This is a genomic window from Pseudomonas sp. FG13, from assembly GCF_057809755.1.
Genome location: NZ_JBMDKO010000019.1, coordinates 31,642 through 56,633, shown reverse-complemented (window position 1 = coordinate 56,633; position 24,992 = coordinate 31,642). Strand labels below are relative to the sequence as shown.

The window sequence follows — 24,992 nt, the reverse complement described above, 5'->3', positions numbered from 1 at the left end:
CGAGGGGATTTATCCCCTCGCCACTGGTTTACGGTTGAGGGCCTCAACCCTCTTCCAGCCACCACCGCAGCGGCTTGCCCTGGGCCGGCCAGAAGCGTACCTGCTCGATGGGCGAGATGTCCCAGCGTTCGACCTTTTCCAGCGCCTGCAAAAACCGCGACTCCTGCTCCATCACCGCCGGCCCGCAGAGTTTGCGGGTGCTGCCGATCTTGCCGAAGCTCAGGCGGTGGCCTTCCAGGGTATAGGGGGCGAACCAGTGATTGCAGCCGGCATTGCCATAAGCCCGGCCATCTTCCCCCAGGGTGATGGTCAGGTGGCTGTAGTCCATCAACGGCCGTTCACCGATCCATTCAAGAATGTAGCTGCGGTTCTGTTGCAACTGTACAGGTTCGGCGGCACAGCCCATCAGGCTCATGCCGATCAACGCGGACAGGGCCAGACGTTTCATCAGGCGGCTTCCCGGCACGTCGGACACAGGTGTTTTTCACCCACGGTGGTCCAGCCCAACTCGGCGATGCGCGCGCTGGCGGCGGGTTTCTGGGCCTTGACGCCGAGCTTGGCGTCAACAGCAAACTCGAAGCTCAGTTCCTTGGCGCAACCGTCGCAATTGACCTGCCAGGTGTGGATTGCCAACTCGCCGAACACCGGGCCGGTGGTCATGGCGGTCCATTGGCCCATGGGCTTGAGCAGGTGGCGAACGGTGTCCACGGTCAGGCGCATGGACAAATCCTTGCTGCCCTTGAGGGTGACCAGCAGAACATCGTTGGCCTGGATCGAACCGCCGTTGCCGGTGACCTGGTAGCGGCCCGGCGCCAGTGCGCGGACTTCGGTCAGGGTGTGCTGCGGGTTCATCAGGGTGTAGCGGAAATCGTGCTCGGCCATGGGTCCTCCAAAATAGGCGCGACATGCTAGCACGGGCATGAGTGGGCATGGCCCGGATGCGACGAACTCCCCCCTCTCTTTGTGGGAGCGAACCTGCTCGCGATGGCGGTCTGTCGGCTGACATCAATGCCGGCTGATCTGCCGCTATCGCGAGCAGGCTCGCCCCCACAGGGGACTGGTGTTGGGTTGGCTTTAGCCGTTCACCAGATTCTGCGGCGTGCCGTTCGCCCAGGCGGCGATGTTGTCCAGGGTGGTCGCGGCGATTGCATCCAGCGCTTCATGGGTCAGGAACGCCTGGTGCGCGGTGACCACCACGTTTGGAAAGGTCAGCAGCCGCGCCAGCACGTCGTCCTGCAAGGGTTGGTCGGAGCGGTCCTTGAAAAACAGCTGGGCCTCTTCCTCGTAGACATCCAGCCCCAGATAGCCCAACTGGCCGCTTTTCAGCGCTTCGATCAGGGCCGGTGTGTCCACCAGGCCGCCGCGCCCGGTATTGATCAGCATGGCGCCGGGCTGCATCGTCGCCAGCGAATCGGCATTGATCAGGTGCCGACTGTGTTCGTTCAGCGGGCAGTGCAGGCTGATGATCTGCGCTTGCGCCAGCAGATCGGCCAGGGGCAGGTAGCGAGCCCCCAGGGCTTCGACCTGAGGGTTGGGGTAGGGGTCGCAAGCCAGCAAGCGGCAACCGAAACCGGCCATGATCCGCGCGAACGTCGCGCCGATCTGTCCGGTGCCGACCACCCCGACCGTCTTGCCCACCAGGTCGAATCCGGTCAGGCCATGGAGGCTGAAGTTGCCGTCGCGGGTGCGGTTATAGGCCCGGTGCAGGCAGCGATTGAGTGCCATGATCAATGCCACCGCATGTTCGGCCACTGCATGGGGCGAATAGGCTGGAACCCGGACGATGCTCAAACCCAGGCCCCTGGCGGCGGTCAGGTCGACATGGTTGTAGCCGGCCGAGCGCAGGGCGATCAACCGGGTCCCACCATTCGCCAGCCGTTCCAGCACTGGAGCGCTCAGGTCATCGTTGATGAATGCGCACACCACCTCGTGCCGTTCGGCCAGGGCCACGGTGTCCAGGTTCAAGCGGGCGGGCTGGAATTGCAGTTCAAGGCCGGCGGGGAGCGGGGCTTTGGTGAAACTGTCTCGATCGTAGGTCTGGCTGCTGAAAAGAATCGCGCGCATGGCGGCCTCCTGGCACTTTGAATCGTGTCAGCTTAGCCGCCATCGAGCTTGGGTTTATTGCCTTGGATCAGGCGCTGATGCGTGCCTCGCTGGCCAGCCTATCGATGGCGCGATCCAGGTCTTCCAGGGCGATGCTGGCCTTGGGATCCTGTTGCTTGAGCAAGGTTTCGCTGCGCTGGCAGGCGGCGCGCAATTGCGGGACGCCGCAGTAGCGTGTGGCGCCATGCAGGCGATGGACCCGCTCGATCAGGGCATTATGGTCGTTGGCCTCGCTGGCCTGGCGAATCGCTTCGCGGTCGGCTTCCAGGGAGGCCAGTAGCATCGCCAGCATGTCTGCGGCCAGGTCGGCCTTGCCGGCGGCCAGGCGCAGGCCTTCTTCATGATCGAGCACCAGCAGTTCACTGCCGCCCTGAGCATCGAAGCCTCGCTCCGGGGATTGATTGCGTAGGGCCAGGCCGGTCCATTTGAGCACCACCTGGGCCAGTTGCCGCTCGCTGATGGGTTTGGTCAGGTAGTCGTCCATGCCGCTTTGCAGCAGGGCGCGTTTTTCGTTGGCCATGGCGTGGGCGGTTAGGGCGACGATCGGCAGCGGCGTGCAATGGCGCTCGCTTTCCCACTGACGGATGGCCTCGGTGCTCTGGCGACCGTCCATGCCGGGCATCTGCACATCCATCAGGACCAGGTCGAAGGTTTCCTTTTGCACGGCCTGGACCGCGGCATAGCCGCTTTCCACCGCCAGCACCTTGGCACCCATGTCTTCGAGCAGGGTTTGCACCAGCAACAGGTTGGCCGGGTTGTCGTCCACGCACAGGACCTTGGGCGCGCGGCTGGCCACCGGCTCGTTGGGTTCGTTGCGCGGCGGGCGCGGGTTGACCAGATCGGACAGCGAGCGGCGCAACTTGCGGGTGCAGGCCGGCTTGGCCTGCAACTGGCTGTGGGGGTTGGGCACCGAGAGGTGGTACAGGGTCTGCTCGGTGGTCGGGCACAGTACCAGGACCTTGCAGCCGAGGTGCTCAAGGTCCCAGACGTGCTGGTTGAGGCGCTCCGGCGGCATGTCGTTGCTGGTGATCCCCAGCACGGCCAGGTCGATGGCCTGATCGGTCTGGTGGGCGAGGGTCACGCCATTGGTCAGGTTTTCCAGGGTATTGAACGGCGTCACCTGCAAGCCGCAATCTTCGAGCTGATGCTGCAAGGCCTGGCGAGCCAGTTCATGGTTCTCCAGCAGGGCCACATGACGACCCAGCAACGGTGGGCCGGGCTGGTCCTCGGCGTCGTCACGGGTCTTGGGCAGGCGCAGGCTGATCCAGAACTCCGAACCTTCGCCCGGTGTGCTGTCGACCCCGATCTCGCCGCCCATCTGCTCCACCAGGCGCTTGGAAATCACCAGGCCCAACCCGGTGCCGCCCGGTTGCCGCGACAGCGAATTGTCGGCCTGGCTGAATGCCTGGAACAGCGCCCGCACGTCCTGGTTCGACAGGCCGATACCGGTGTCCTGGATGCTGATGCGCAGTTGCACGCTGTCTTCGTGTTCGTCTTCGAGCATGGCCCGGGCGACGATGGTGCCTTCGCGGGTGAACTTGATGGCGTTGCTCACCAGGTTGGTGAGAATCTGCTTGAGTCGCAGCGGGTCGCCCACCAATGACAACGGGGTGTCGCGGTAGACCAGGCTTACCAGTTCCAGCTGTTTGGCGTGAGCTGCTGGGGCGAGGATGGTCAGGGTGTCCTGCAACAGGTCCCGCAGGTTGAACGGAATGCTATCGAGCACCAGCTTGCCGGCCTCGATCTTCGAAAAATCCAGGATCTCATTGATGATGCCCAGCAGGCTGTCGGCGGACTTTTCGATGGTGCCCAGGTAATCGAGCTGGCGCGGGGTCAGTTCGCTTTTCTGCAACAAGTGCGTGAAGCCGAGGATGCCATTGAGAGGCGTACGGATTTCATGGCTCATGTTCGCCAGGAATTCGGACTTGATCCGGCTTGCCTCCAGGGCCTCCTTGCGGGCCAGGTCCAGCTCGATGTTCTGGATCTCGATGGTTTCCAGGTTCTGGCGCACGTCTTCCGTGGCCTGGTCGATGCTGTGCTGCAATTCTTCCTGGGCGTTCTGCAAGGTACCGGCCATGCGGTTGATGCCCGACGCCAGCTCATCCAGTTCCTGGCTGCCCAGTGGAGGCAGGCGCGTTTCCAGGTGACCGTCCTTGAGTTGCGTCACGGCCAGCTTGATCTGGCTCAGCGGTCGGTTGATCGTGCGGCCCATGCGCAAGGCCAGCAACCCGGTCAGTCCCAGGCCGGCGGTAATCAGCAAGAGGCTGGCAAACAGACTGCGGTAACCGCGCAGCAACATGCCGCTGTGGGACAACTCCAGCTCGACCCAGCCCAGCAAGCGGTCGGCTTCTTCGGGGATCAATTCGCCGGCGAGGTTGCGGTGCTTGCCGAACACCGGCAGCAGGTAGCGCGTGGCGTCGTTGCCGGTGCGTTGCAGCAGCTGGGCGCTGTTGCCCTCCGGTGCGCGGTTGAGCATGGTCGGGCCGGCGTGGGCCAGCGGCGTGCGGTCAGGGGCGAGGAACGTCACGGCGCGCACGTCCGTCTGCTCGAGGGACTGGGTGGCGATGCGCTCCAGCAGGTCGCTGTCCTGGCGACTCATGGCCGGGGCGACCAGCGGAGCAAGCTGTTCGGCGATCATCTCGCCACGCTGCAGCAACTGGGCATGCAGGTCCGATTGCTGCATCCAAGTGAAATAGCCGCCCAGGACCAGCGCCATCAGGCTGGTCGGCAATAGGGTCAGCAACAACACGCGGCCTTTGATTCCCAGTTTCTTCAGCACACTTGTCTCCTGCATCCAGCGGTCTGATCGACTTTGCGCGCATCCGGCACGCAATACCTGCGCAGTGTAGCGATTTGCAGGCGGGCAATCTCCGTAAAATTCATGTCGCCGTGCATCCGTAACGCTGGCTGTACCGGTGTCGCGATGCGTGGCGGTTGCCTCCAGAGGGGTGATCTTGAATAATCCGGCAACTGAGAATTATTTGCAGATAATCATGAATCCCACTTCTGCTGTTCATCCCCGTATCCTCTCCATTGAAGACGATCCCGTGCTGGGCGCCTATGTCCACGAGCAACTCGGCCGCAGCGGGTTCGACGTGACCTGGTGCCAGAACGGCCGGGAAGGGTTGGAAATTGCCTGCCGCCAGGCTTTCGACGTGGTGCTCATGGACATCCTGCTGCCTGGTATTGATGGGCTCGCGGTGCTGACCCGTTTGCGCCAGAGCCATTCGACCCCGGTGGTGTTGATGTCTGCCCTGGGCGCCGAAGCCGACCGCATCAGTGGTTTTCGCCTCGGTGCCGACGATTACCTGCCCAAGCCCTTCAGCATGGCTGAGCTGCACGTGCGTATAGAGGCCATTCTGCGCCGGGTGGCCCTGGACCGGCGTCCGGCCCCGACATTCCCCGTCCATCAGGTCCAAGGGCTGGATTTCGACGAAGAACGCAGTGACGTACAGGTCGCCGGACAATATGCCGGGCTGACCCGCAGCGAGTACCGCCTGCTGGACGTTCTGCACCGCAGCGGCGACGAAGTGCTGAGCAAGGCCTTCCTTTATCAGCACGTCTTGCAGCGTGGCTATGCTCCCCACGACCGTAGCCTGGATATGCACGTCAGCCAGATTCGCCGCAAGCTCAAGGCCATCGGCTACACCGCGCGGGAAGTGCGCACCGTATGGGGCAAGGGGTATGTCTTGAGTGCCGCCGATGAAATGGTCTGATCTGCCCTCGCGGCATTCGTTGTTCTGGAAACTGGCGTGTCTGCTGGTAGCGTTCTGTCTGCTGATGATCTGGTTGAGCTGGTCCTGGGGCCGCTACATGGAACAGCGCAACCAGTTCCTCTCGGACGAGGCCCGAGGCACCCTCACGCGCTATGCCGCCGAGGCCGAGCAGGCTTGGCTCGGGGGCAGTCAGGCGGGTGTCGATCAGTGGTTGCAGGGCATGCAGCAGCGCGAAGCCAGTTGGGTCGGCGTCATTGGCGCAGACTTGCAGTCCCTGAGTGAGCACCCGCTGACGGACAAAGAGATCGAGCGCCTGACGTTCCTACGGGGTCTCGATTGGCCCATTCACCGCAAAGGCCGGCCGTGGCTGCGGGTGCCATTTCCCGATGATCCGTCCGCAGGCAGCCTGGTGATCGAGCTGCCCGAGCGTTTCCTGCCGGGGCGATACCGGGTGTTCTGGCGAGTGATTACCAATGGCGTGATTCCCGGGCTGTTCACCTTGTTGCTGTGCGTTGGCCTGTATCGCTTGCTGGTGGTGCCGCTCAATCAACTGCGCGAGCAGGCCAATGCCTGGCGCGTCGATCAGTTGAATGTGCGCCTGCCCAGCCGCACCACCGACCGGAGCGATGAGTTGGGTGAGCTGGGGCGTGCGTTCGATCACATGGCCGAACGGCTGCAATCGACCGTCATCCTGCAACAGCAATTGCTGCGCGACCTGTCCCATGAACTGCGTACACCTCTGAGTCGCCTGCAAGTCGCCAGCGAAAGCGAGCAGGCGTTCGAGCCATTGCGTGAGCGGGTCGCCCGGGAAGTCGAGGGCATGCAGCGGCTGGTGGAAGACACATTGCAACTGGCCTGGCTCGACACCGACCGTACGCCGCTGCCTGGGGAAACCATCCAGGTCCAGGCGCTGTGGGAAATGCTCACGGAAAATGCCTGCTACGAAAGCGGCTGGCCCGCCAGCCAACTGCATTGCGCCGTAGCGGCCGACTGTTGGGTGCAGGGCAACCTCAATACCCTGGCCCAGGCCTTGGAAAATATCCTGCGCAACGCCATCCGCCATTCACCGCCCGATGGCATCGTGCGCCTGGATGGCCGACGCGAAGGCACGTTCTGGCATCTGTGGCTGGAGGACGAAGGCGGCGGGGTGGCTGAGCAGGATCTGCGGCGCATCTTCGATCCTTTCACCCGCCTCGACGGCTCCCGTCCCGGCGATGGCGGTTTCGGCCTGGGCCTGAGCATCGCGCGCAACGCGGTGCAGCGCCAGGGCGGGCGGATGTGGGCGGAAAATACGGGGAGAGGGCTGCGGTTGAGTCTGTGGTTGATAGCCGGCGAGAGCGCCGACAAAGGCCAGTCGAACGAGATTCTTGTGGCGAGGGAGCTTGCTCCCGCTGGGCTGCGCAGCAGCCCTCAAACCTGAATCAGTCTGTTTTCCAGAAGTCAAAGCGGCCCAAATGTGCACCAATTTTTGACAGCGTTACCCGCCAGTTGCTCAAGGCGTTTGTATGCTGGTCCTATACGATAAATTATTGTTTAATACGAGTTCCAAAAACCAAGCAGTCCCAAATTTTCAGAAAAGCGTAGTCGTGTGATATGCCAGGTAGTCAAGGTATTAATATATTGATCTTCGGCACTTGCGTAGGCATTTAAAGCGCTCAACAATTCAACCATGCTACCCACCCCGGATCGATAGCGACCTTGCACCACCTCCAGGGATTGCTGTGATTGAGTGATTAATTTGTTTGTATGGCTAAGTCGCTGAAGTTCACTGCTAAGGGTTTGGTAATTTTCCCAAAGCTCAAGCGACAACTTCAACTCTTCTTCCAGAAGCTCCTCCTTGCTTATCTCAAGATGCGCGAGATCACTACGTATCTGATATTTTTGGCTGAAACCATCAAACAAAGGGATGTTTAATTGCAGGCCAATGGCTCTATTTCGGTCGCGTCTGTCGCCGTTAAGCATATGGGATTGATCAATTCGGGTATGGGAAATATCGGCCGTCAATGAAAGGGTTGGTTTCCCAGCGGCGCGACTCGCATCAATTTTCGCCTCAGCGGCTTTGATCCGGGCTCTAACAGCTACCAAGGCAGGGTGATTTTGTTGGGCCTGTTGAAATAGCTCGGCAATTGTCTTAATGAGTTGCGCATCGGGTAACGACATAAGATTGCCCTCCAATTCGAATGGCGTCTCAGGAGAGAGTCCCATACGCAGTGCAAGCATCCCTACGGTATTACGAAGTGCCCCCGTATCGCGAATCTGATTCAGACTGGCTTGGGAAAAGGCGGTTTTCGCTTGCAACAAATCAGAAAGTGCCGCGGCTCCAGAATGATACCTGGCTTCTGCGGCATCAAGGTTTTCTGCTGCAAACGATGTAACTTTTGTTGAGATGATCAAGCTTCGCTGAGCGGCAAGAGCTCGATAGTAAAGCTCTGCTGCGGAAGCGAAAGATTTTTGCAGTACGACATCTTGATTGGCGTTAGCAGCCACTAAGAGTTGCATGGATCTTCGTAGCTCGGCTTCCCTCTGTCCAAAATCGAACAATACCCAGCTGAAATGCAATCTATTGGATATCTGCCGTCGGCTTCCCTCGCCGGAAAGTTCACTGCGCTGATCATAATCAGTAACGGTCCGACCCGTAGTCATGCCGATGCTGCCGGTGACCTTCGGAAAATACGCGGATCGACCGACTCCGATTTGAGCGGCCTGCGCCTTTGCGTGCACCCAAGCCGAGCGTGTTTTTGGGTCATTACAAAGTATTCGCTCTATGCTCTCCTGTAGGGACAACTTTGTTGGAGTGCTTCCAAAAATGCATGGATGACTCGTATAGGAACTTGTTTTTGAAGAGGCGAATGTAACGTGGTTAAGTGCAACAAATTCAGCACCTATAGCTGATAATGTTATGCCCGCGGTAAGTATGGACAGCGCACAGACGGAATAGCCCGTCATTTAATCGCATCCATATTTGCTTGGATGGGAGAAGGTCCTAGCTTCCCAGATTCCAGTCTGAAAACCCGGTCCGCCGACGCGATAGTCTCAGGCCGATGTGCGATAATTATGCGGGTTATTTTTAGTGAACGTATGGCATCGTTGACTAATTGCTCACATTGCAGGTCAAGATGGCTGGTGGCTTCATCAAGGAATAAAATTCTAGCTCTTTTATAAAGCGCACGAGCCAAGAGGATGCGTTGTTTCTGCCCGCCTGAGAGCACCGTCCCCATATCCCCAACCAATGTGTTGTATCCCATAGGCATTGATTGGATACTATTATGTATCGCTGCCATTTGTGCGCATTGGATTATCCAGGATATATCAGCATTCTGGTCGAAAAAAGAAATGTTTTCCGCCAGTGAGCCGGCAAACAAGATATCATCCTGCATCACCGTGCCGACCATGTCTCGGAGGGTGTTAACGCCCATGTCTTTTACTTCCATTCCAGCAATTTTGATTTGCCCTTCGCTAGGAGGGAGAATCCCTAATATCAAATTCAGTAATGTACTTTTTCCAGCGCCAGACGCGCCCGTGATGGCTATCGATTCGCCCTCTGCTATAGATAAATTCAGTTTGTCAATAATGTAAGACTCTTGATCGGAATAGCGGTACCTCAAATCTTTTATTTCAATATTTGTGCTACATGTGTAGGGGGTAACTAAGTTGATTTTTTCGTGATTATCTTCCGGCGGATGAAGAACAATATCGGCCAAGCGCTCACCATGGAGCTGGAGCACACGCAATTCAAAAAAAAGGTCTACCAAGTTTGATGCCCTACTGACGAATTGTGTCTTATAAGCGGTGAAGGCTATTAATACGCCAACACTAAAATGCCCACTCATTACCATGCTGGCGCCAAACCACACCGCAAGCAGATTTTCGATGCCGAAAAGCAAACCGTTCAGTTGTGTATAAAAAAGTTGCATCTTTTGAGAACGAATATCTGCATTAATTTGCTCGATCAACAGCCCTAACCAAACGGAACTTCGTTCGTGGGATCGTCTGAATAGTTTGATCGCCCGAATACCTCTGACGGTCTCTAAAAAGTGGCCCTCTTGACGCGCCGCGTGGATTATCTGTTCTTCCGTTGCCCTGCGGAAAGGGGAGTGCCAGACGCAGCGGCCTAGTATATAAAGCACCATGGCGATGAGAGAAATTAAGGCTAGAGTGGGACTGTACATAAACATCAGCGCTAATGTAGCGATGCTCATCAGGCCGTCAAGAATACTGGAAAAAAAAGCGGCGGTAAGTGTTCGTTGAATATGGTCCACTGCGCTAAAACGCGATACGACATCCGCTAGATGTCGCCTTTCAAAAAAGTGAATAGGCAATCTCAATAAATGAGTGAACACATTGGCGCGCCATTGCACACTAATCATCGTATTCATGTGAATCAACACCCATGTACGAATGGCTGTTATTCCCTGCTGCATTAGCAATAATAACCCAAAACCTAATATAAGGGTTTTTAGTAATTCGCTATCCTCGCTGAGAAGGACATTGTCGATCGTCCACTGGAGAAGAAACGGGCTGACGAGAGAAAATATTTCCAGCGCGAGCGCCAGTAGAAGTACTTGTAATAGCGATCGATACAGACCTGACGTTTTCCCAAGCATTTTGGAAGGCTTGATGCTTGACTTCTTTTTCTTTTCTTCAAAGTCAAATTCTGGCCATAATTCTAGGGCTATTCCAGTAAAGAAATCACTGCTTTCGGTAAGTGATATGTGGCGAATGCCTCGTGCTGGATCGTGAAGGATAAGGTGACCTTGATGTATGGACTTCAAGACTACAAAATGATTAAAATTCCAGTGAAGAATGCAGGGTAGTCTAAGTTGTAGAAGATCTTTCATGTCGAGCCTGACGGCGCGTGTTCCTAGCTTCAATTGATCGGCTATTTGAATGATATGCTTTAATGTCATGCCTTTTAATGTGATTTGGAATTTATTTCGGAGTTCATGCAGGCTTGAATTATGTCCATGATAACCGAGTATCATGGCTAAACATGCCAGGCCGCATTCAGCGGTTTCGGTTTGCAATAATAGCGGAAGCTGGCGCCTCCAATGGAGTGAAATTGCATTCGTATAATTCAACGGTATTTCTCCTAAAGCTTGCCCGTCAAACTATAAAGAGGCTCAAGTACCCATTCGTAAAGATGGCGAGTTTCTTGCGTTATGTCCGCTTCAATTAACATACCGGTTTGCAACGGCCTTAATTCGCCATAGGCTAGGACATGCTGCTGGTCCAGACCGACGCGTATTCGGTAATAGCGTTCGCCATCCAGGCCAATCCCGGGTATTTCTCCGGACGCGTTTGCAAGCTCTACGGCAGAAACCGAGGTCTTGGAGATGGATTCAACTGTACCGTTATGTTGCCCGAATTTCTGATAGGGATAGGGTTGATAGCGAATGCGCACTTTGTCGCCAACCCGAATGAAACCAATGGATTTGCTCGGAGCATAAAGCTCGGCCTGCAATGAGGAGTTATTTGGAACAATACTTAAAAGAGATCTGGCTGTACCTGTAGTTTGTCCGGGTTCCGCGAAAATTGCAGTCACCACACCTTCCTGAGGAGCCTTGATAACCAGTATGCGTCGCGCCTCACTCTCAATGAGCTCTTGGTCAATTTCCGATAGTGCTCTATGAACAATGGCAAGTTGATTTTCATGTCGAGCGGATAAGCCAGAAAGTTCGTTATGGCGCTCGGTTACCTGCTGTCGCATCGCGGAGCGGTCACGCTCAAGGGTATTTAATTTCTGCTGATGATTGAGTAACTCTGCCTGGCGCTGCTGTAGCTGATCCATGGCGATATATCCCTTTTCCATTAATCCCGAATAGCGGCTGGTGGCATTGGAAGCCAAGGCAATCAGCTGTTGTTGACTGAAAATTTGTCTGTTTAACATCTCCAATTCATTTTTTAAGCTGCTTAAGTGGGTTGTGAGACTTTTTCTTTCATCGATCTGCAATATTTTTATTTTTTTCCGTTCATCAAGTAGGGACAATCTTCTCTGTTTGAGACTGTTGCTGATACTTTCCTGGATCGGATTGGCATTTTCGCTATAGTGTTCACTGGACAACGTGAGAAGATGAGTGCCAGTCTTAACGTACTGCCCCTCATGAATAAAGCTTTCAAGTACCCGCCCTTGTTGTGGAGCATAAATTTTAATTTGTCCTGATGAGGGCAGTAGCTGTCCAACTACGGTGCTTCGCTTGGTGTAACTTCCCCATATGAAAAAAATAATTACAATTGATGCAAGGATCGTAGCGAAGACTGTGAGAAAGGTGAACGAGACTGGACGAATCAGGACGATGCTGCCCAACCAGTGCGTGTGCTGAGCTTCCAAAGCCTCTGCTCTGAATAGCGACGTGTCCTGGATCAATGTGAGCACTCCTTGCTGACAATAAATTGGAATCTCTTGGAAAGGAGGCCGCATCGCGGCGAGGCAGTAAAGATTCCCATGTATGCCCGTTTGGGTCACCCCTACATGTGTAGGGTACAAATCATCGAATTTGATCGCTATCGTGGATTGCGCTTTGTAACCTTTTAATGATTCGAAGGAAGTAAGAAAGTAATCACTATGCCGCTTTAGTTTTTTATTTTTAGAGAAAGGAGAAGTTTCCATGAGAAAGTTGTCACCTATAGAAATATTATTAGTGTCTGGCGCTGGCTCAGGCGACTCGGGCTCTACGTTTTTCGGAAATGCTGGAGCCACTTTGGGCGCGGCAGCGGGCGCAGCAATAGGGGGACGATTCGGGCTTGGCACGCCAGGTGCGGCCGTTGGGAGTGGGCTGGGAGCTTTGGGAGGGGACGCGGCTTACAATGCTGTGAAAGACGCAGCTAACTCTTGGAATCCAAGTGCTTTTCATGGAACCTCTTTTTTCCCCCAAGTGCCCGGAAATAGGGGAAGTTAACTATTAGATTGTCTACTGGTGTCCTGTTTTCAGAAATACGTTCTCTTTTGGCGAGTGGCTTGGGTGTCCGGCGTCGCGACGAGTCATTGCTGGGCTATGGCGAGGTATGGCAACGCCGGCCGGGCGCCCAAGACGCCGCCAAAAGTGAACAGCTTATTTCCGGAACAGGATGCTAGATATACTGTGAATAATTGCAGACATATCTAGTGGGTTGAAAAAGAGAGGGTAAGAGATTGAAGTATGACCAAAATTAAATTAAAAAGGTTGAGGCTTAAAGATCAGTTGTCGAATGATCTTTTAAAAGTTTTTGCTTTGATTGAAAGAGCTATAGTGGCTTCTATTTTAATTTTACTGGTATTTATTTTTATGAGTCGAATGTCTCTAATGAATGGGCCTTTGGGTTGGGAGGTGTTAAGCGGACTGACAGGGTATTTAGCGATTGTTATAAAGAAAATGTACTATGATGAAGCGCTTTCTGAGCTAAGAATGGATGTTGAGGTGGAGCGAGATGTATTGCGATGCGCGATGCTATCCATCGGTTATTCAGAGAAAAAAGTTAATGTGTATTGGTCCAAAAAAATCTTTAGCTTCTTTTTTTATTGCAAGTCGGAAGCTATAACATATACCCCGCAAAGCGGGTTGGTAATCTTTATTGGACCCTATGACAAATTGTTAACATTGGCATTTATATGCAATCAGCATTCGTGAGTTGGAGGTTCGCATCTTACTTAAGATTTATCGAATGCGTTGCGTATTCCCGATGGGGGATAACAAAGTTTCCTACCCTTCTGATTGAGTTATCGCTGTTCCGCCGACCCCAAAACACCCTGTCTATCCCAAGCGATTGAAAATGCTTTTTTAGAGATTTGATTGCTTCCGCTGTATGCCCTGAGGGGAAGCAGAAGTCAATAATCCAAGTTTTACCTCCTTCGTTCCATTCAGATGCATGAAGTAAAAAATTTGGATCTTTCAGTAGCCTAGCTTCGCTGTCTGGGGCTAAATTCGCCCAAGTGACGTACCCAACGGGTGAATCATTTTTATCGAAAAAGAATAAAATTTGTTTGTGGTCTATAGCCGGAGCTATCCAAAGCCGCAGATTCATGATTTCAAAAAGTGAGTAGTTACTGTTCGTGCAAATGATCATGCAGGCAAAGCCTATTAGTTTCGCCCTGTTTGATGAGTAATCACTCCGGCAATAGGTATGTAGTTTGGCTGGGATTTTCACAATATTTCCTCCGCTTTCATTATGAATTATATATGGCTGTTGGTACTTTCTGTCCAAGGTCTCCTCTAGGTCGCAAGAACGGTATGGATTTCCAGCTACCGTCACTGCGGTGTTGAAGGTTTACATGGATGTTCGTCGAGGTCACCCCTACATGTGTAGGGTACAAAATATCAGTTTTGCTCCTTATTGTTGAGGTATATGTACTGTTCGGAACAGTGATTGGTGAGCGACCTATGAAAAAGTTATCAGATCTGCATGAGGTTTTTGTGAGTTTCAAGGCAGAGAAAATTGAAAGTGCTTCCATCGCATTCTTTAATAAAGGCCTGAAAATTGACCTAGACGAAGAGGGCGTTCTTTCTAGGTACAGCTATGTTGTGGGAGGCAGTGGAGGCGAGCAGAAGGAGCAGCGCGGCAAAATTTTTTTCGCCGAAAGATACGGTGGTGATGGAATTTTAAGAAATGGGGGAGGTGGTCGCTGTGGATTTGATGGTGATTTTCAACTGAAAGGAATCGGGCCAAACCAATTAGTGGCGAAAGATGCTGATTTTGCTGATGGAAATGGCTTGATGAGCCTTAACTCTGCCATCTACGAAACTCTCTGGTCGGAAATTATAAATATAGCGCTTCCCTACGGAGCGGTAAGGTCTGTCGCTGTAATAGATACGGGGTTGAAGTTTGAGTTTAATAATAAATCGTATCTTCGTGGGTTGTTGGTTAGGATGCCTGCGGTACGTCCGGCGCATTTTATTAGTGCGGTATATTTTAGAGAGAGACATATCGGTGCACTGAGTAATGACGCTAGGCGTGTTCGTGTTGTAATAAAAAAGCTCGTTGAATTCTTACCCTTGGATCGAGAGGAGTGCTTGTCAGGATCCTTGCATGAACGACTGAATTTAGGTCTTTGTGAGCTTGCAAGACGTTATGCAAAACAGTTTGCTGCTGCGAGAGCGAAACAAATAATCCATTATAATGTAACTCCATCAAACTTAACCTTGAGTGGGGCGTGGATAGACTTTAGTAGTGTGCGAATTTTTTCTGATTTAATTCCAATTGATAGAGTCGACTATGAACAATTTGTTGGGGAGCATATTTTAGCTATCGAAAGCATTAGAAATATATGCTATTACTTAAGCAAGCATAAGATTGTTAGTTTGGATGATGCAAATGAAATTGCGGAAGGTGCGCTAAATGCGTTTATTCAGGAGTATGATTGTCAAAGCAGATTGCATTGTGCGATGCGTATGGGGTTTCCGGTTATTTTGCTGAAACATATAGTTGAAAGTGATGTTTTTTTTGAGTTTACCGATATTGTCAAAGAGTTGCTGGCTTTTGATGATTTTTCAACTAGGTTTGTTGCAAATGACGCTGGGTGGGAAGGGTATGAGTGTTGGGGATTTCGATTATATATCGCTCTATTGAGAAAAAAGGTGCTTGGCATAGAGTCAGATCTTCTAATCTTGAAGATAAATCCGGCGCTACTAAAAAAGCTGATTATAGCTTACGATCGTTTTTTTGATTTTTTACATTGTAAAGCTGATTCGGTTGGAGTGAGTTTTCGAAATTGGGTTGCTGGCATGGCAATAAATGTAGTCAGGGTTAATCATATAGATGCTGCTTTGGCTGGACTTGAAGATAAAATTGATGATGTTGTTGGCGGCGGTAAGGACTTAAATAATGATGTTGGTCGTTTGGTTGAGGACGTTGTAGGTGCGGCGTGTCTTCAATTTTACAATGAGGATGATGTTCGAATTCCATGTTGGATAAGCCGGTCATTAGAGATTTGGTTCGATTTTGAAAGTGGTTTTTATATCCTAAGGCAAGCTGGTCAGGATTTGTATTCAGAGAAGTGTTTGCTGAGGTTGGCCGCGCAAAATCCGGAAGTGCTTAAAGCTATTGATTTTTATTCTGGGGTATTGGATGTAGTCGGCTGGGAGGAGGTTTAATTTATGTGTTTTTCGTGAGCTTCTTTGTTGCATGTTTTTAGATGCTTTTATTGTGGGTATATTTATTTCCTATCTTTTAGTTTTTACGTTTGGCTTGTGAGTTGGCTGGTCTCTGGTTGTGATTTAGTTCTGTCTTGTTGGCATGTCCTAAGAGGTGTGGATCACTTTGGTTGGGTAGAGAAGATGCTTGCTTTAGCCATAAATTAGAGTGATGTCATTTGATCAGGCGTTCGCTGAAGTTGGCTTGTAAAACTGCATATTTAAATTGGTTGAGGTTATTTGATTGCGCTGGGTGCGAGAGCGGTTCTTTGTCATGATTTATACTTAATGGGTGGCTTGGAAGTTTGGTTTGGAGTGAAAGATTTTTTTATTGAAAAAAATAAACATGTTTTAAATATTCATTCATGGGAGTCTAGCTCTTTTGTTGAGGGGTATTTGGTATTGATTTGGAAGCAGGAGTGTTGTCCATGTCGTTGGGGTAACACGCGAGTTTGAAGGATGTGTGACGATTTCAATTTTTTTTAAATTTCTCTGCAAATAGCTTCGCTCTAGATTTTACCCCTTTTTTTCGTAAAATTGAAGAAACGTATTCTCGCACTGTGAAATCGCTAATGCCGAGCATTAAGGCTATTTTTTTGTTTGTTTCACCTAGTAAAAGCAGTTGTAGGACTTCATGCTCTCGTTTTGTTAAGTCTTTAGTGTTCTTGTTCAATTGGTTGTTCCTTGGTTGGATTTTTTTGTTGTTGGATAGTGATGTTATCGGTGTGTTTGAAAATTTGCTAGTTCATGGATGTCTCGATTAGTCGCCGGAAATATCCGATAAAAAATTGTATTCCTACAGATTTTTATATGGAGCGAGGAAATGACGTTCCTTGCAGGGTAAGAAGTACTACAGAAGGTGACGGGGGTAATAGTTAGATGGAGCGAATATGAAGGAGGTTGCAGGCAGGCTACGTCTTATAACTCGTCCCGTTCGGATACGCTCCTGTCGTCTTGCCGCTGCTTTGGGACAGGTAACGCTCCGTAGATCATCGAGCGTGGACCCTATTGCAGGGGAGCTTGCTCTCGCCGGGGCGCGAAATGGTCCCAAAAACCAGGCGTTTCACGACTCCTCCCAGTCAAAGCGTAGAGAGAGCATTTATTTATACACTGAGACATGCAGCTCCAGATTGACGGGATTTCGTAGTTTGACGCTCGTGGCACCGCGCCAGTGCTTGATATGGGCGCGCAGAAGGCTCCAGGCAGTTTCTCGATCATCTATGGGCTGGGCACTCACCGTGAAGCCTTTAGGCATATCGCTGAACATTCAAATTCTTCTTCCGATCAACTGCGGCGACCTACACTCAGTTCGACCGGCCCACCCGCGCCGTCAATGGATTTTCGAACGTCGATCGGTTTGGAGGGAGAGATGGACTTGTTCGACTTTGGTGTTGGGGGCAAATCATGTCAAATGGGCTCCAGGAAGGTGTCGGGAGCGCACAGAATTCATGAAGTGCTTATGAAGCAATCCCGAAGGTTTTAAGTGTTGATCTCACATGCCTTGGCGCAGGAGTACCTAACTAGAAAATTGATTGCAGCTCGGAGGTGCCTGTAGCCAACTCGCGTTCCAATAGGCGACGCAAGTTGAGAGGGTACTTTCGTCGAAGCTACGCTCCACTCTTAATCCCGCTAACCTGTTTGATCCTGTTCTACTTCCCGATGTACGTCACGTGTCCGTTCGCCCCTTCCAGTTGCCAGCCACACTTCACTGACACTCAGCAAACGTGCCAATTGCGCCATCCGCAATCGTGGTACACCCCGCCTGCTCCAATTCGTCAGGGATTGAGGACTGATACGCAGCACCTCAGCAAAAGCCGAGGGGGTGATGTCGTACTCTTCCAATAGGTTGCGCAAGCGTTGCCCGCAGGCCAGCCGGGCGCTGGGCTGCAGATCTCTTTGTTTCGACCAAACGTTGACCATCGTTATTTCCTTGCATCCTGCTCGTACGTTTAGCGCTACAACTGTAAAGAAACACGATCCAAAGCTAGATAGCCTTGGATGCTTGCTCTCCATGTAAAAAAGAACGAACCCACAAGCAGGCGGAAGGAATGCTGACAGACGGTGCTTACATCGGGTATGCATGCATGATCTGAACTCTCGGCTGTGTAGGAAAGGGATTACTTCAAAAGCAGTGCCCTCGGCTTATGCCTCGCTTATTCCTTTAAGCCATAACCTCCGCACTTTGCGTGATATGGCCGGGCAGGGTTTGCCGGTATGATAGGCGCCCCCGCAGCCCGGATTGCGAATACGCCATGACTGTGCAATACCCCACCATCGCCGATTGCGTCGGCAACACCCCGCTGGTTCGTTTGCAGCGCCTGCCCGGCGTGACCAGCAACACGCTTTTGCTCAAGCTCGAAGGGAACAACCCGGCGGGTTCGGTCAAGGACCGGCCGGCGCTGTCGATGATCACCCGTGGCGAGTTGCGCGGGCAGATCCAGCCCGGTGACACGCTGATCGAGGCGACCTCCGGCAACACCGGGATTGCCCTGGCGATGGCGGCGGCGATCAAGGGCTACAAGATGATCCTGATCATGCCTGACAATTCCAGCGCCGAGCGCAAGGCGGCGATGACCGCCTACGGCGCCGAGTTGATCCTCGTCACCAAGGACGAAGGCATGGAGGGCGCCCGTGACCTGGCCGAGCGGATGCAGGCCGAGGGGCGCGGCAAGGTGCTCGACCAATTCGCCAACGGCGACAATCCCGAGGCCCACTACACCAGCACCGGCCCCGAGATCTGGCGCCAGACCGACGGCACCATCACCCATTTCGTCAGCTCGATGGGCACCACCGGGACCATCATGGGCACTTCGCGCTATCTGAAAGAACAGAATCCAAACGTGCAGATCATCGGCCTGCAACCGATGGAAGGCGCGTCCATCCCCGGCATTCGTCGCTGGCCCGAGGAGTATCTGCCGAAGATCTACCAGGCTGACCGTGTGGACCGCATCATCGACATGGCCCAGAGCGAAGCCGAGGACGTGACCCGTCGCCTGGCCCGCGAAGAAGGTATTTTCTGCGGCGTGTCGTCCGGTGGTGCCGTGGCGGGCATGCTGCGTTTGTCGAAGGAAGTTGAAAACGCGGTGATCGTCGCGATCATCTGCGACCGCGGCGACCGCTACCTGTCCACCGGCATTTTCGACGCGCCCAACTGATGGCCAAGCATGAAAGAGGCTTGCGCTTCCAGCCCAGCGGCGGAAGCCGGGCCCCACAAGTGCCGACCGGCAAGAAACAGCGTCTGACCATCGAGCGCCTGGCCAATGATGGCCGGGGCATCGCTTTTGTCGACGGGCGCACCTGGTTCGTCATCGGTGCCCTGGCCGGCGAAGAGGTCGAGGCGCGGGTGCTGGGTGCCCATGGCAAGGTGGTCGAGGCACGCACCGAGCGGGTGTTTCAGGCCAGTGAACTGCGCCGCGCTGCGCCGTGCATTCATGCCGGTCGATGTGGCGGTTGCAGCGTTCAACACCTGCCCCACGACGAACAGCTCGCCCTGAAACAGCGCATGCTCGCCGAGCAATTGTCGCGGGTCGCCGGTGTGGCGCCGGACGAATGGGCTGCACCGCTGAGCGGGCCGGAATTCGCTTACCGGCGCCGCGCCCGCGTGGCAGTACGCTGGGACCAGAAAGCGAAGAAACTTGAGGTCGGATTCCGTGCCGTCGGCAGCCAGGACATTGTCGCCATCGGCGATTGCCCGGTGCTGGTACAGCCTTTGCAACCGATCATGAGCCGCTTGCCGGACATGCTCCGCCGCTTGAGCAAACCCCAGGCACTGGGCCATGTGGAATTGTTCGCCGGCTCGTCCCTGGCGGTATTGCTGCGGCACATGACGCCGCTGTCGGAAGCCGACCTGACGATCCTCAAGGATTTCTGCGCATTCCATGGCGCCCAACTGTGGCTGCACGGCGAAGGTGAGCCGCAACCGGTCGAAGCTGGATTGACCTTGGGTTATCGCCTGGACACCTGGGACCTGGACCTGGCTTATCGGCCGGGGGATTTCATCCAGGTGAACGCCGGGGTCAACGAGGCGATGATCGCCCAGGCCCTGCAATGGCTGGCGCCGCGATCCGAGGAGCGGGTGCTGGACCTGTTCTGCGGCCTGGGCAACTTTGCCTTGCCGTTGGCGCGGTGCGTGCGTGAGGTGGTGGCCGTGGAAGGCGTGCAGACCATGGTGGATCGGGCGGCGGCCAATGCCGTCAGCAATAATTTGAATAACACTGCCTTTTTTCAGGCCGATTTATCCCAGCCACTGGCGGGTGCCGAGTGGATCGGCGAAGGCTTTTCTGCGGTACTCTTGGACCCACCCCGTGACGGTGCTTTCGAGGTGGTGCGCAAGCTGGCGTCCCTGGGCGCCAAACGGTTGGTTTATGTATCGTGCAACCCGGCAACTTTGGCCCGGGATACGGTCGAATTGATCAAGCAGGGCTACCGGTTAAAACGTGCCGGGATTCTCGATATGTTTCCTCAAACGGCGCATGTCGAGGCCATGGCGTTATTTGAAGCGAGCCAGGATGGCTTGTCCGACTGACCCGTTCGTGTCACCCCGCCACAGTCCTGGGCGGAAACACGGGCAACGAAGGTCAGCGATGTTGACGCATTGAATCTGCGTCGTAGGGAAGGTAAGCAAAGATGGTACAGGTGAGAGCACACCAGCCGATCAACACCGACGGCAGTATCAATCTCGAGGCTTGGCTCGATCACGCGGTCAGTATCGACATGGCACTGGATCGCGAAGCCTTGAAGGAAGCCTGCGAGTTCGCTCGTGAGGCGGAACAGCAACACAACGCGGCGAAGAACCTCTGGTCCGAAGGCACGTCGAGTTTCCAGACGGGCCTGGAGATCGCCGAGATCCTCGCCGACCTCAAGCTCGACCAGGATTCGCTGGTGGCTGCCGTGCTGTACCGTGGCGTGCGCGAAGGCCAGATCCAGCTGTCGGTGGTCAGCCAGCGCTTCGGCGCGGTGGTCGCCAAGCTGATCGATGGCGTGCTGCGCATGGCGGCCATCAGCGCCAGCCTCAGCCCGCGTCATTCCATGGTCCTGGGTACCCAGGGCCAGGTGGAAAACCTGCGCAAGATGCTCGTGGCCATGGTCGACGACGTGCGCGTCGCGCTGATCAAGCTGGCCGAGCGCACTTGCGCGATCCGCGCGGTGAAAGCCGCCGACGACGAAAAACGCAATCGTGTCGCCCGGGAAGTGTTCGACATCTATGCCCCCCTGGCTCACCGTTTGGGCATCGGTCATATCAAGTGGGAGCTGGAGGATTTGTCCTTTCGCTACCTGGAGCCGGATCAGTACAAACAAATCGCCAAGCTGCTGCATGAGCGGCGCCTGGACCGCGAGCGCTTCATCACCGACGTGATGACCCAACTGCGGGAAGAACTGCAGGCCACGGGCGTGGAGGCCGACATCAGCGGCCGGGCCAAGCACATCTATTCGATCTGGCGCAAAATGCAGCGCAAGGGGCTGGAGTTCAGCCAGATCTATGACGTGCGCGCCGTTCGCGTGCTGGTCCCGGAAATGCGCGACTGCTACACCGCGCTGGGGATCGTCCATACCTTGTGGCGGCACATTCCGAAGGAGTTCGACGACTACATCGCCAACCCCAAGGAAAATGGCTATCGCTCGCTGCACACCGCGGTGATCGGTCCCGAGGGCAAGGTGCTGGAAGTGCAGATCCGCACCCACGCCATGCACGAGGAAGCCGAGCTGGGTGTCTGCGCCCACTGGAAATACAAGGGCACCGACGTCAAGTCCGGGTCCAACCACTACGAAGAGAAAATCTCCTGGCTGCGCCAGGTGCTCGAATGGCATGAGGAACTGGGCGACATCGGTGGCCTGGCGGAACAGCTGCGGGTGGATATCGAGCCGGACCGGGTCTATATCTTCACTCCTGACGGCCATGCCATCGACCTGCCCAAGGGCGCGACGCCGCTGGACTTCGCCTACCGGGTCCACACCGAGATCGGCCACAACTGCCGTGGTGCCAAGATCAACGGGCGGATCGTGCCGCTCAACTACAGCCTGCAGACCGGTGAGCAGGTCGAGATCATCACCAGCAAGCACGGCACGCCGAGCCGCGACTGGCTGAACCCGAACCTGGGCTACATCACCACCTCCCGGGCGCGGGCGAAAATCGTCCATTGGTTCAAGTTGCAGGCCCGCGACCAGAACGTCGCCGCTGGCAAGACCCTGATCGAGCGCGAACTCAGTCGCCTGGGTCTGCCGCAGGTGGATTTCGACAAGCTGGCCGAAAAGGCCAACATGAAAACCGCCGAGGACATGTTTGCCGCCCTCGGGGCCGGCGACCTGCGCCTGGCGCAACTGGTCAACCTGGCCCAGCAACTGGTGGAGCCGGAGCGGGGCAACGAACAACTGGAGCTGATCCCGCGCAAGGCCACCGGCTACAAACCGGGCAAGCGCGGCGATATCCAGATCCAGGGCGTGGGCAACCTGATGACCCAGATGGCGGGCTGCTGCCAGCCGTTGCCGGGGGATGCGATCGTCGGCTACATCACTCAGGGGCGTGGCGTGAGCATTCACCGCCAGGACTGTGCCTCGGTGTTGCAACTGGCCGGTCGCGAACCCGAGCGGATCATCCAGGTCAGTTGGGGGCCGGTGCCGGTGCTCACCTATCCGGTGGACATCGTCATTCGCGCCTACGACCGCTCCGGGCTGCTGCGTGACGTGTCCCAGGTGCTGCTGAACGAGCGCATCAACGTGTTGGCGGTCAACACCCGCTCGAACAAGGAAGACAACACCGCGCTGATGTCCCTGACCATCGAGATTCCGGGGCTGGATGCGCTGGGACGGTTGTTGGGGCGGATCTCCCAGTTGCCGAACATCATCGAGACCCGGCGTAACCGGACACCGGGTTAAGCGCAGTCAAAAAATGTGGGAGCAAGCGGGTGGGAGCAAAGCTTGTTCGCGATAACGGGGTTTCGGTCAGCATTCTGTTGTTGGCCAGACCGCCATCGCGAGCGAGCTTTGCTTCCACAGGCTCGCTCCCACAGGGTTTTGTGTGACGAGATGGATTTATGTATAGCCTTGAAGACCTGCTCCATCTGATGAACCGCCTGCGGGATCCGCAGTACGGTTGCCCGTGGGACATCAAGCAGACCTGGGAGACGATCGTCCCCCATACCCTGGAAGAAGCCTACGAAGTGGCCGATGCGATCGAACGGGGTGACTTCGATCATGTGCAGGGTGAGCTGGGCGACCTGCTGTTCCAGGTGGTGTATTACAGCCAACTGGCCCGGGAAGAAAACCGCTTCGAGTTTGCCGGTGTGGTCGACAGCATCACCCGCAAGCTGATCCGTCGCCATCCCCACGTATTTCCCACCGGCGACCTCTATGCGCCGCTGGATGTGCCGCGCCTGAGCGAAGAGCAGGTCAAGCAGCGCTGGGAGGAAATCAAGGCCGAGGAACGTGCCGAGAAGTCCGCCGCGCCGCAGCAGCTCTCGCTGCTCGACGATGTACCTGGCGCATTGCCGGCACTGTCCCGTTCGGCCAAATTGCAAAAGCGTGCCGGGCAGGTTGGTTTCGACTGGCCGGACGCCTTGCCGGTGCTCGACAAGGTCCGGGAGGAACTGGACGAAGTGCTCGAAGCCATGTCGGAAAACGATCAGGCGGCAGTGGCCGACGAGATCGGCGATCTGCTGTTTTCGGTCGTCAACCTGGCTCGGCACCTCAAGGTCGATCCGGAAGGCGCGCTGCGCGGAGCCAACGCCAAGTTCGAGCGACGCTTCCGTTTTATCGAACAGGCATTGCGCGACACCCACCGTCCCATGGAAGATTGCACCCTCGAAGAGTTGGACGCCTTGTGGGGCGAAGCCAAACGTCAGGAAAAGAATTTGCCCAGCTGCGGCTGAGGCCGTTGCCTAAGTGAGTAAGCACCATGAGCCTTTCCCTTCGCGACCAGTTGCTCAAAGCAGGACTGGTCAACCAAAAGCAGGTCAAGCAGGTCGGCAAAGACAAGCAGAAGCAGCAGCGCCTGGCCCACAAAGGCCAGATCGAGCTGGATGATTCCCAGCAGCGCGCCGCCCAGGAAGCCATGGCCGAGAAGGCCCGGCGCGACCAGGAACTCAACCGGCAGCAGCAGGAGAAGGCCGAGCAGAAGGCCCGTGCCGCGCAGATCAAGCAATTGATCGAAGTCTCGCGCCTGCCGAAGCTGACCACCGAGGATTACTACAACTTCGTCGACGACAAGAAGGTCAAGCGCATCTCGGTGAACACCCTGATGCGTAACAAGCTGAGCAGCGGCTCGCTGGCGATCGTCCACCATGCCGGCGGCTATGAAGTGATCCCGCGCGAGGCCGCCCTGAAGATCCAGGAGCGCGACCCCAAGCGCATCGTCCAGCTCAACACCCAGACCGAAGAAGTGGATGCCGACGATCCGTACGCGGCATATCAGATCCCTGATGATTTGATGTGGTAAGCCTGGCGCACTGCCGGTGAGCTAAACCCAAAATCCTGTGGGAGCCGAGCTTGCTCGCGATGGCGGCGTATCAGTCAGCAAACGTATCGACTGACATACCGCCATCGCGAGCAAGCTCGGCTCCCACAGAGGGGCTCCTACAGGGTCAGAGTTGTTCTTGGGATTCTGTTGCCTCATGGGCACGCTGACTTTCCTCGCGCTCCAACTCGGCCTTGTAGCGGTAGGCCTCCGTCTCGGAGTGGAACATCCCCACCAGCAGATCCTGTTGGCGCACATCCCAGATCTGAATGCCGGCGGCAATGGCTTCGTGGGACATATGGGCATCATCGCGTTCATTTACTTTCACAGTCATCTTGCAAACTCCAATCTCTGTCATCTGCAGCAAGGCGTGTGCAGGACTTTGTTATAGATTTGGATAGCCTGCTAAGTAAATGCCCTGGCCGATTAAGAAGTTTTCATGAAAAGCGCACTAATCCCGCAGGCCGGGCAGGGCGCGGCGTTTGGTCGCAGGCGGGTGGTTCATGAAAAAGGTTTCATGTGGCAGAAACCACGCTTGAGTGATGCAGACCCCGTGGGAGCAAAGCTTGCTCGCGATAAACGATAACGCGGTCGGCAGAAACCGAGGCGCCTGCATCGCGG

At 55.0% G+C, this 24,992-nt stretch carries 20 protein-coding genes; 9 read left to right on the top strand and 11 right to left on the bottom strand.

Translation table 11 applies throughout. The features are described from left to right. Window positions 1–43: 43 nt before the first annotated feature. The 4 genes from ACODTO_RS16635 to ACODTO_RS16620 form a co-directional block, all read right to left on the bottom strand. Window positions 44–448 (bottom strand): META domain-containing protein, encoded by a 405-nt coding sequence (locus ACODTO_RS16635; protein ID WP_139647923.1) that lies wholly within the window; start codon window positions 446–448, stop codon window positions 44–46. Continuing rightward, entirely contained in the window at window positions 448–882 is a 435-nt protein-coding gene (locus ACODTO_RS16630; protein ID WP_175363121.1) for a hypothetical protein, read from the bottom strand. The genes ACODTO_RS16635 and ACODTO_RS16630 overlap by 1 nt, the downstream gene beginning before the upstream one ends. Window positions 883–1,074: 192 nt before the next feature. After that, window positions 1,075–2,064 carry a 2-hydroxyacid dehydrogenase gene (locus ACODTO_RS16625; protein ID WP_139647927.1) on the bottom strand — a complete coding sequence of 330 codons (990 nt, stop codon included), beginning with the start codon at window positions 2,062–2,064 and terminating at the stop codon, window positions 1,075–1,077. A 67-nt stretch (window positions 2,065–2,131) separates the two neighbouring features. Beyond that, the gene (locus ACODTO_RS16620) at window positions 2,132–4,882 is read right to left on the bottom strand and encodes a response regulator (protein WP_489106741.1); all 2,751 of its coding nucleotides are present in this window, start codon (window positions 4,880–4,882) and stop codon (window positions 2,132–2,134) included. A 214-nt stretch (window positions 4,883–5,096) separates the two neighbouring features. Here ACODTO_RS16620 and ACODTO_RS16615 point away from each other — a divergent pair, with 214 nt between their 5' ends. Both ACODTO_RS16615 and ACODTO_RS16610 read left to right on the top strand, forming a co-directional pair. Then, window positions 5,097–5,819 (top strand): response regulator transcription factor, encoded by a 723-nt coding sequence (locus tag ACODTO_RS16615; RefSeq protein ID WP_489106740.1) that lies wholly within the window; start codon window positions 5,097–5,099, stop codon window positions 5,817–5,819. Next, the gene (locus ACODTO_RS16610; protein WP_175385797.1) at window positions 5,806–7,239 is read left to right on the top strand and encodes a sensor histidine kinase; all 1,434 of its coding nucleotides are present in this window, start codon (window positions 5,806–5,808) and stop codon (window positions 7,237–7,239) included. Before ACODTO_RS16615 ends, ACODTO_RS16610 begins: the two co-directional genes overlap by 14 nt. Window positions 7,240–7,352: 113 nt before the next feature. Here ACODTO_RS16610 and ACODTO_RS16605 read toward each other — a convergent pair whose 3' ends face one another. The 3 genes from ACODTO_RS16605 to ACODTO_RS16595 are packed head-to-tail and all read right to left on the bottom strand — an operon-like array spanning window position 7,353 to window position 12,426. Continuing rightward, the gene (locus ACODTO_RS16605; protein ID WP_489106739.1) at window positions 7,353–8,765 is read right to left on the bottom strand and encodes a TolC family protein; all 1,413 of its coding nucleotides are present in this window, start codon (window positions 8,763–8,765) and stop codon (window positions 7,353–7,355) included. Continuing rightward, a complete protein-coding gene (locus tag ACODTO_RS16600; protein WP_489106738.1) occupies window positions 8,762–10,897 on the bottom strand; it encodes a peptidase domain-containing ABC transporter in 2,136 nt (711 codons plus the stop codon). The genes ACODTO_RS16605 and ACODTO_RS16600 overlap by 4 nt, the downstream gene beginning before the upstream one ends. 11 nt (window positions 10,898–10,908) lie before the next feature. Further along, on the bottom strand, window positions 10,909–12,426 hold the full coding sequence (locus ACODTO_RS16595) for an HlyD family secretion protein (RefSeq protein WP_241801870.1): 1,518 nt from the start codon (window positions 12,424–12,426) through the stop codon (window positions 10,909–10,911). A gap of 529 nt (window positions 12,427–12,955) precedes the next feature. Between ACODTO_RS16595 and ACODTO_RS16590 the strand changes: the two genes are divergently transcribed. Beyond that, window positions 12,956–13,423: a hypothetical protein gene (locus ACODTO_RS16590; protein WP_464709522.1), complete on the top strand. Its 468-nt coding sequence runs from the start codon at window positions 12,956–12,958 to the stop codon at window positions 13,421–13,423. Between the two features lie 16 nt (window positions 13,424–13,439). Here ACODTO_RS16590 and ACODTO_RS16585 read toward each other — a convergent pair whose 3' ends face one another. Continuing rightward, window positions 13,440–13,940, bottom strand: coding sequence for a toxin-activating lysine-acyltransferase (locus ACODTO_RS16585; protein WP_489106747.1), 501 nt, complete (start codon window positions 13,938–13,940; stop codon window positions 13,440–13,442). Between the two features lie 233 nt (window positions 13,941–14,173). Between ACODTO_RS16585 and ACODTO_RS16580 the strand changes: the two genes are divergently transcribed. Continuing rightward, window positions 14,174–15,883 (top strand): hypothetical protein, encoded by a 1,710-nt coding sequence (locus tag ACODTO_RS16580; RefSeq protein WP_489106737.1) that lies wholly within the window; start codon window positions 14,174–14,176, stop codon window positions 15,881–15,883. A 511-nt stretch (window positions 15,884–16,394) separates the two neighbouring features. On the opposite strand, the gene ACODTO_RS16575 is transcribed toward ACODTO_RS16580, so the two are convergent. Together ACODTO_RS16575 and ACODTO_RS16570 are read right to left on the bottom strand one after the other, a co-directional pair. Next, window positions 16,395–16,595, bottom strand: a complete 201-nt coding sequence (locus tag ACODTO_RS16575) for a response regulator transcription factor (RefSeq protein ID WP_175385803.1) — start codon at window positions 16,593–16,595, stop codon at window positions 16,395–16,397. Between the two features lie 956 nt (window positions 16,596–17,551). After that, on the bottom strand, window positions 17,552–17,842 hold the full coding sequence (locus ACODTO_RS16570; RefSeq protein WP_175385804.1) for a helix-turn-helix domain-containing protein: 291 nt from the start codon (window positions 17,840–17,842) through the stop codon (window positions 17,552–17,554). A 332-nt stretch (window positions 17,843–18,174) separates the two neighbouring features. Here ACODTO_RS16570 and cysM point away from each other — a divergent pair, with 332 nt between their 5' ends. The 5 genes from cysM (at window position 18,175) to ACODTO_RS16545 (ending at window position 24,353) form a co-directional block, all read left to right on the top strand. Continuing rightward, the gene (gene cysM / locus ACODTO_RS16565) at window positions 18,175–19,077 is read left to right on the top strand and encodes a cysteine synthase CysM (RefSeq protein WP_041020218.1); all 903 of its coding nucleotides are present in this window, start codon (window positions 18,175–18,177) and stop codon (window positions 19,075–19,077) included. Next, entirely contained in the window at window positions 19,077–20,447 is a 1,371-nt protein-coding gene (rlmD, locus tag ACODTO_RS16560; protein WP_139647935.1) for a 23S rRNA (uracil(1939)-C(5))-methyltransferase RlmD, read from the top strand. The genes cysM and rlmD overlap by 1 nt, the downstream gene beginning before the upstream one ends. A gap of 101 nt (window positions 20,448–20,548) precedes the next feature. Further along, the gene (gene relA, locus ACODTO_RS16555; protein WP_047701042.1) at window positions 20,549–22,795 is read left to right on the top strand and encodes a GTP diphosphokinase; all 2,247 of its coding nucleotides are present in this window, start codon (window positions 20,549–20,551) and stop codon (window positions 22,793–22,795) included. Between the two features lie 158 nt (window positions 22,796–22,953). Further along, on the top strand, window positions 22,954–23,787 hold the full coding sequence (gene mazG / locus ACODTO_RS16550; RefSeq protein ID WP_139647937.1) for a nucleoside triphosphate pyrophosphohydrolase: 834 nt from the start codon (window positions 22,954–22,956) through the stop codon (window positions 23,785–23,787). A gap of 26 nt (window positions 23,788–23,813) precedes the next feature. Further along, window positions 23,814–24,353, top strand: a complete 540-nt coding sequence (locus tag ACODTO_RS16545; RefSeq protein ID WP_024779739.1) for a DUF2058 domain-containing protein — start codon at window positions 23,814–23,816, stop codon at window positions 24,351–24,353. Between the two features lie 145 nt (window positions 24,354–24,498). Here ACODTO_RS16545 and ACODTO_RS16540 read toward each other — a convergent pair whose 3' ends face one another. After that, a complete protein-coding gene (locus tag ACODTO_RS16540; protein ID WP_139647941.1) occupies window positions 24,499–24,705 on the bottom strand; it encodes a hypothetical protein in 207 nt (68 codons plus the stop codon). Window positions 24,706–24,992 lie beyond the last annotated feature (287 nt).

Excerpts from the sequence above, each read along its gene's own strand:
- ACODTO_RS16635 (WP_139647923.1), bottom strand. The coding sequence starts at position 448 with ATGAAACGTCTGGCCCTGTCCGCGTTGATCGGCATGAGCCTGATGGGC.
- ACODTO_RS16630 (WP_175363121.1), bottom strand. The coding sequence starts at position 882 with ATGGCCGAGCACGATTTCCGCTACACCCTGATGAACCCGCAGCACACC.
- ACODTO_RS16625 (WP_139647927.1), bottom strand. The coding sequence starts at position 2,064 with ATGCGCGCGATTCTTTTCAGCAGCCAGACCTACGATCGAGACAGTTTC.
- ACODTO_RS16615 (WP_489106740.1), top strand. The coding sequence starts at position 5,097 with ATGAATCCCACTTCTGCTGTTCATCCCCGTATCCTCTCCATTGAAGAC.
- ACODTO_RS16610 (WP_175385797.1), top strand. The coding sequence starts at position 5,806 with ATGAAATGGTCTGATCTGCCCTCGCGGCATTCGTTGTTCTGGAAACTG.
- ACODTO_RS16605 (WP_489106739.1), bottom strand. The coding sequence starts at position 8,765 with ATGACGGGCTATTCCGTCTGTGCGCTGTCCATACTTACCGCGGGCATA.
- ACODTO_RS16595 (WP_241801870.1), bottom strand. The coding sequence starts at position 12,426 with ATGGAAACTTCTCCTTTCTCTAAAAATAAAAAACTAAAGCGGCATAGT.
- ACODTO_RS16590 (WP_464709522.1), top strand. The coding sequence starts at position 12,956 with ATGACCAAAATTAAATTAAAAAGGTTGAGGCTTAAAGATCAGTTGTCG.
- ACODTO_RS16580 (WP_489106737.1), top strand. The coding sequence starts at position 14,174 with ATGAAAAAGTTATCAGATCTGCATGAGGTTTTTGTGAGTTTCAAGGCA.
- ACODTO_RS16570 (WP_175385804.1), bottom strand. The coding sequence starts at position 17,842 with ATGGTCAACGTTTGGTCGAAACAAAGAGATCTGCAGCCCAGCGCCCGG.
- cysM (WP_041020218.1), top strand. The coding sequence starts at position 18,175 with ATGACTGTGCAATACCCCACCATCGCCGATTGCGTCGGCAACACCCCG.
- rlmD (WP_139647935.1), top strand. The coding sequence starts at position 19,077 with ATGGCCAAGCATGAAAGAGGCTTGCGCTTCCAGCCCAGCGGCGGAAGC.
- relA (WP_047701042.1), top strand. The coding sequence starts at position 20,549 with ATGGTACAGGTGAGAGCACACCAGCCGATCAACACCGACGGCAGTATC.
- mazG (WP_139647937.1), top strand. The coding sequence starts at position 22,954 with ATGTATAGCCTTGAAGACCTGCTCCATCTGATGAACCGCCTGCGGGAT.
- ACODTO_RS16545 (WP_024779739.1), top strand. The coding sequence starts at position 23,814 with ATGAGCCTTTCCCTTCGCGACCAGTTGCTCAAAGCAGGACTGGTCAAC.
- ACODTO_RS16540 (WP_139647941.1), bottom strand. The coding sequence starts at position 24,705 with ATGACTGTGAAAGTAAATGAACGCGATGATGCCCATATGTCCCACGAA.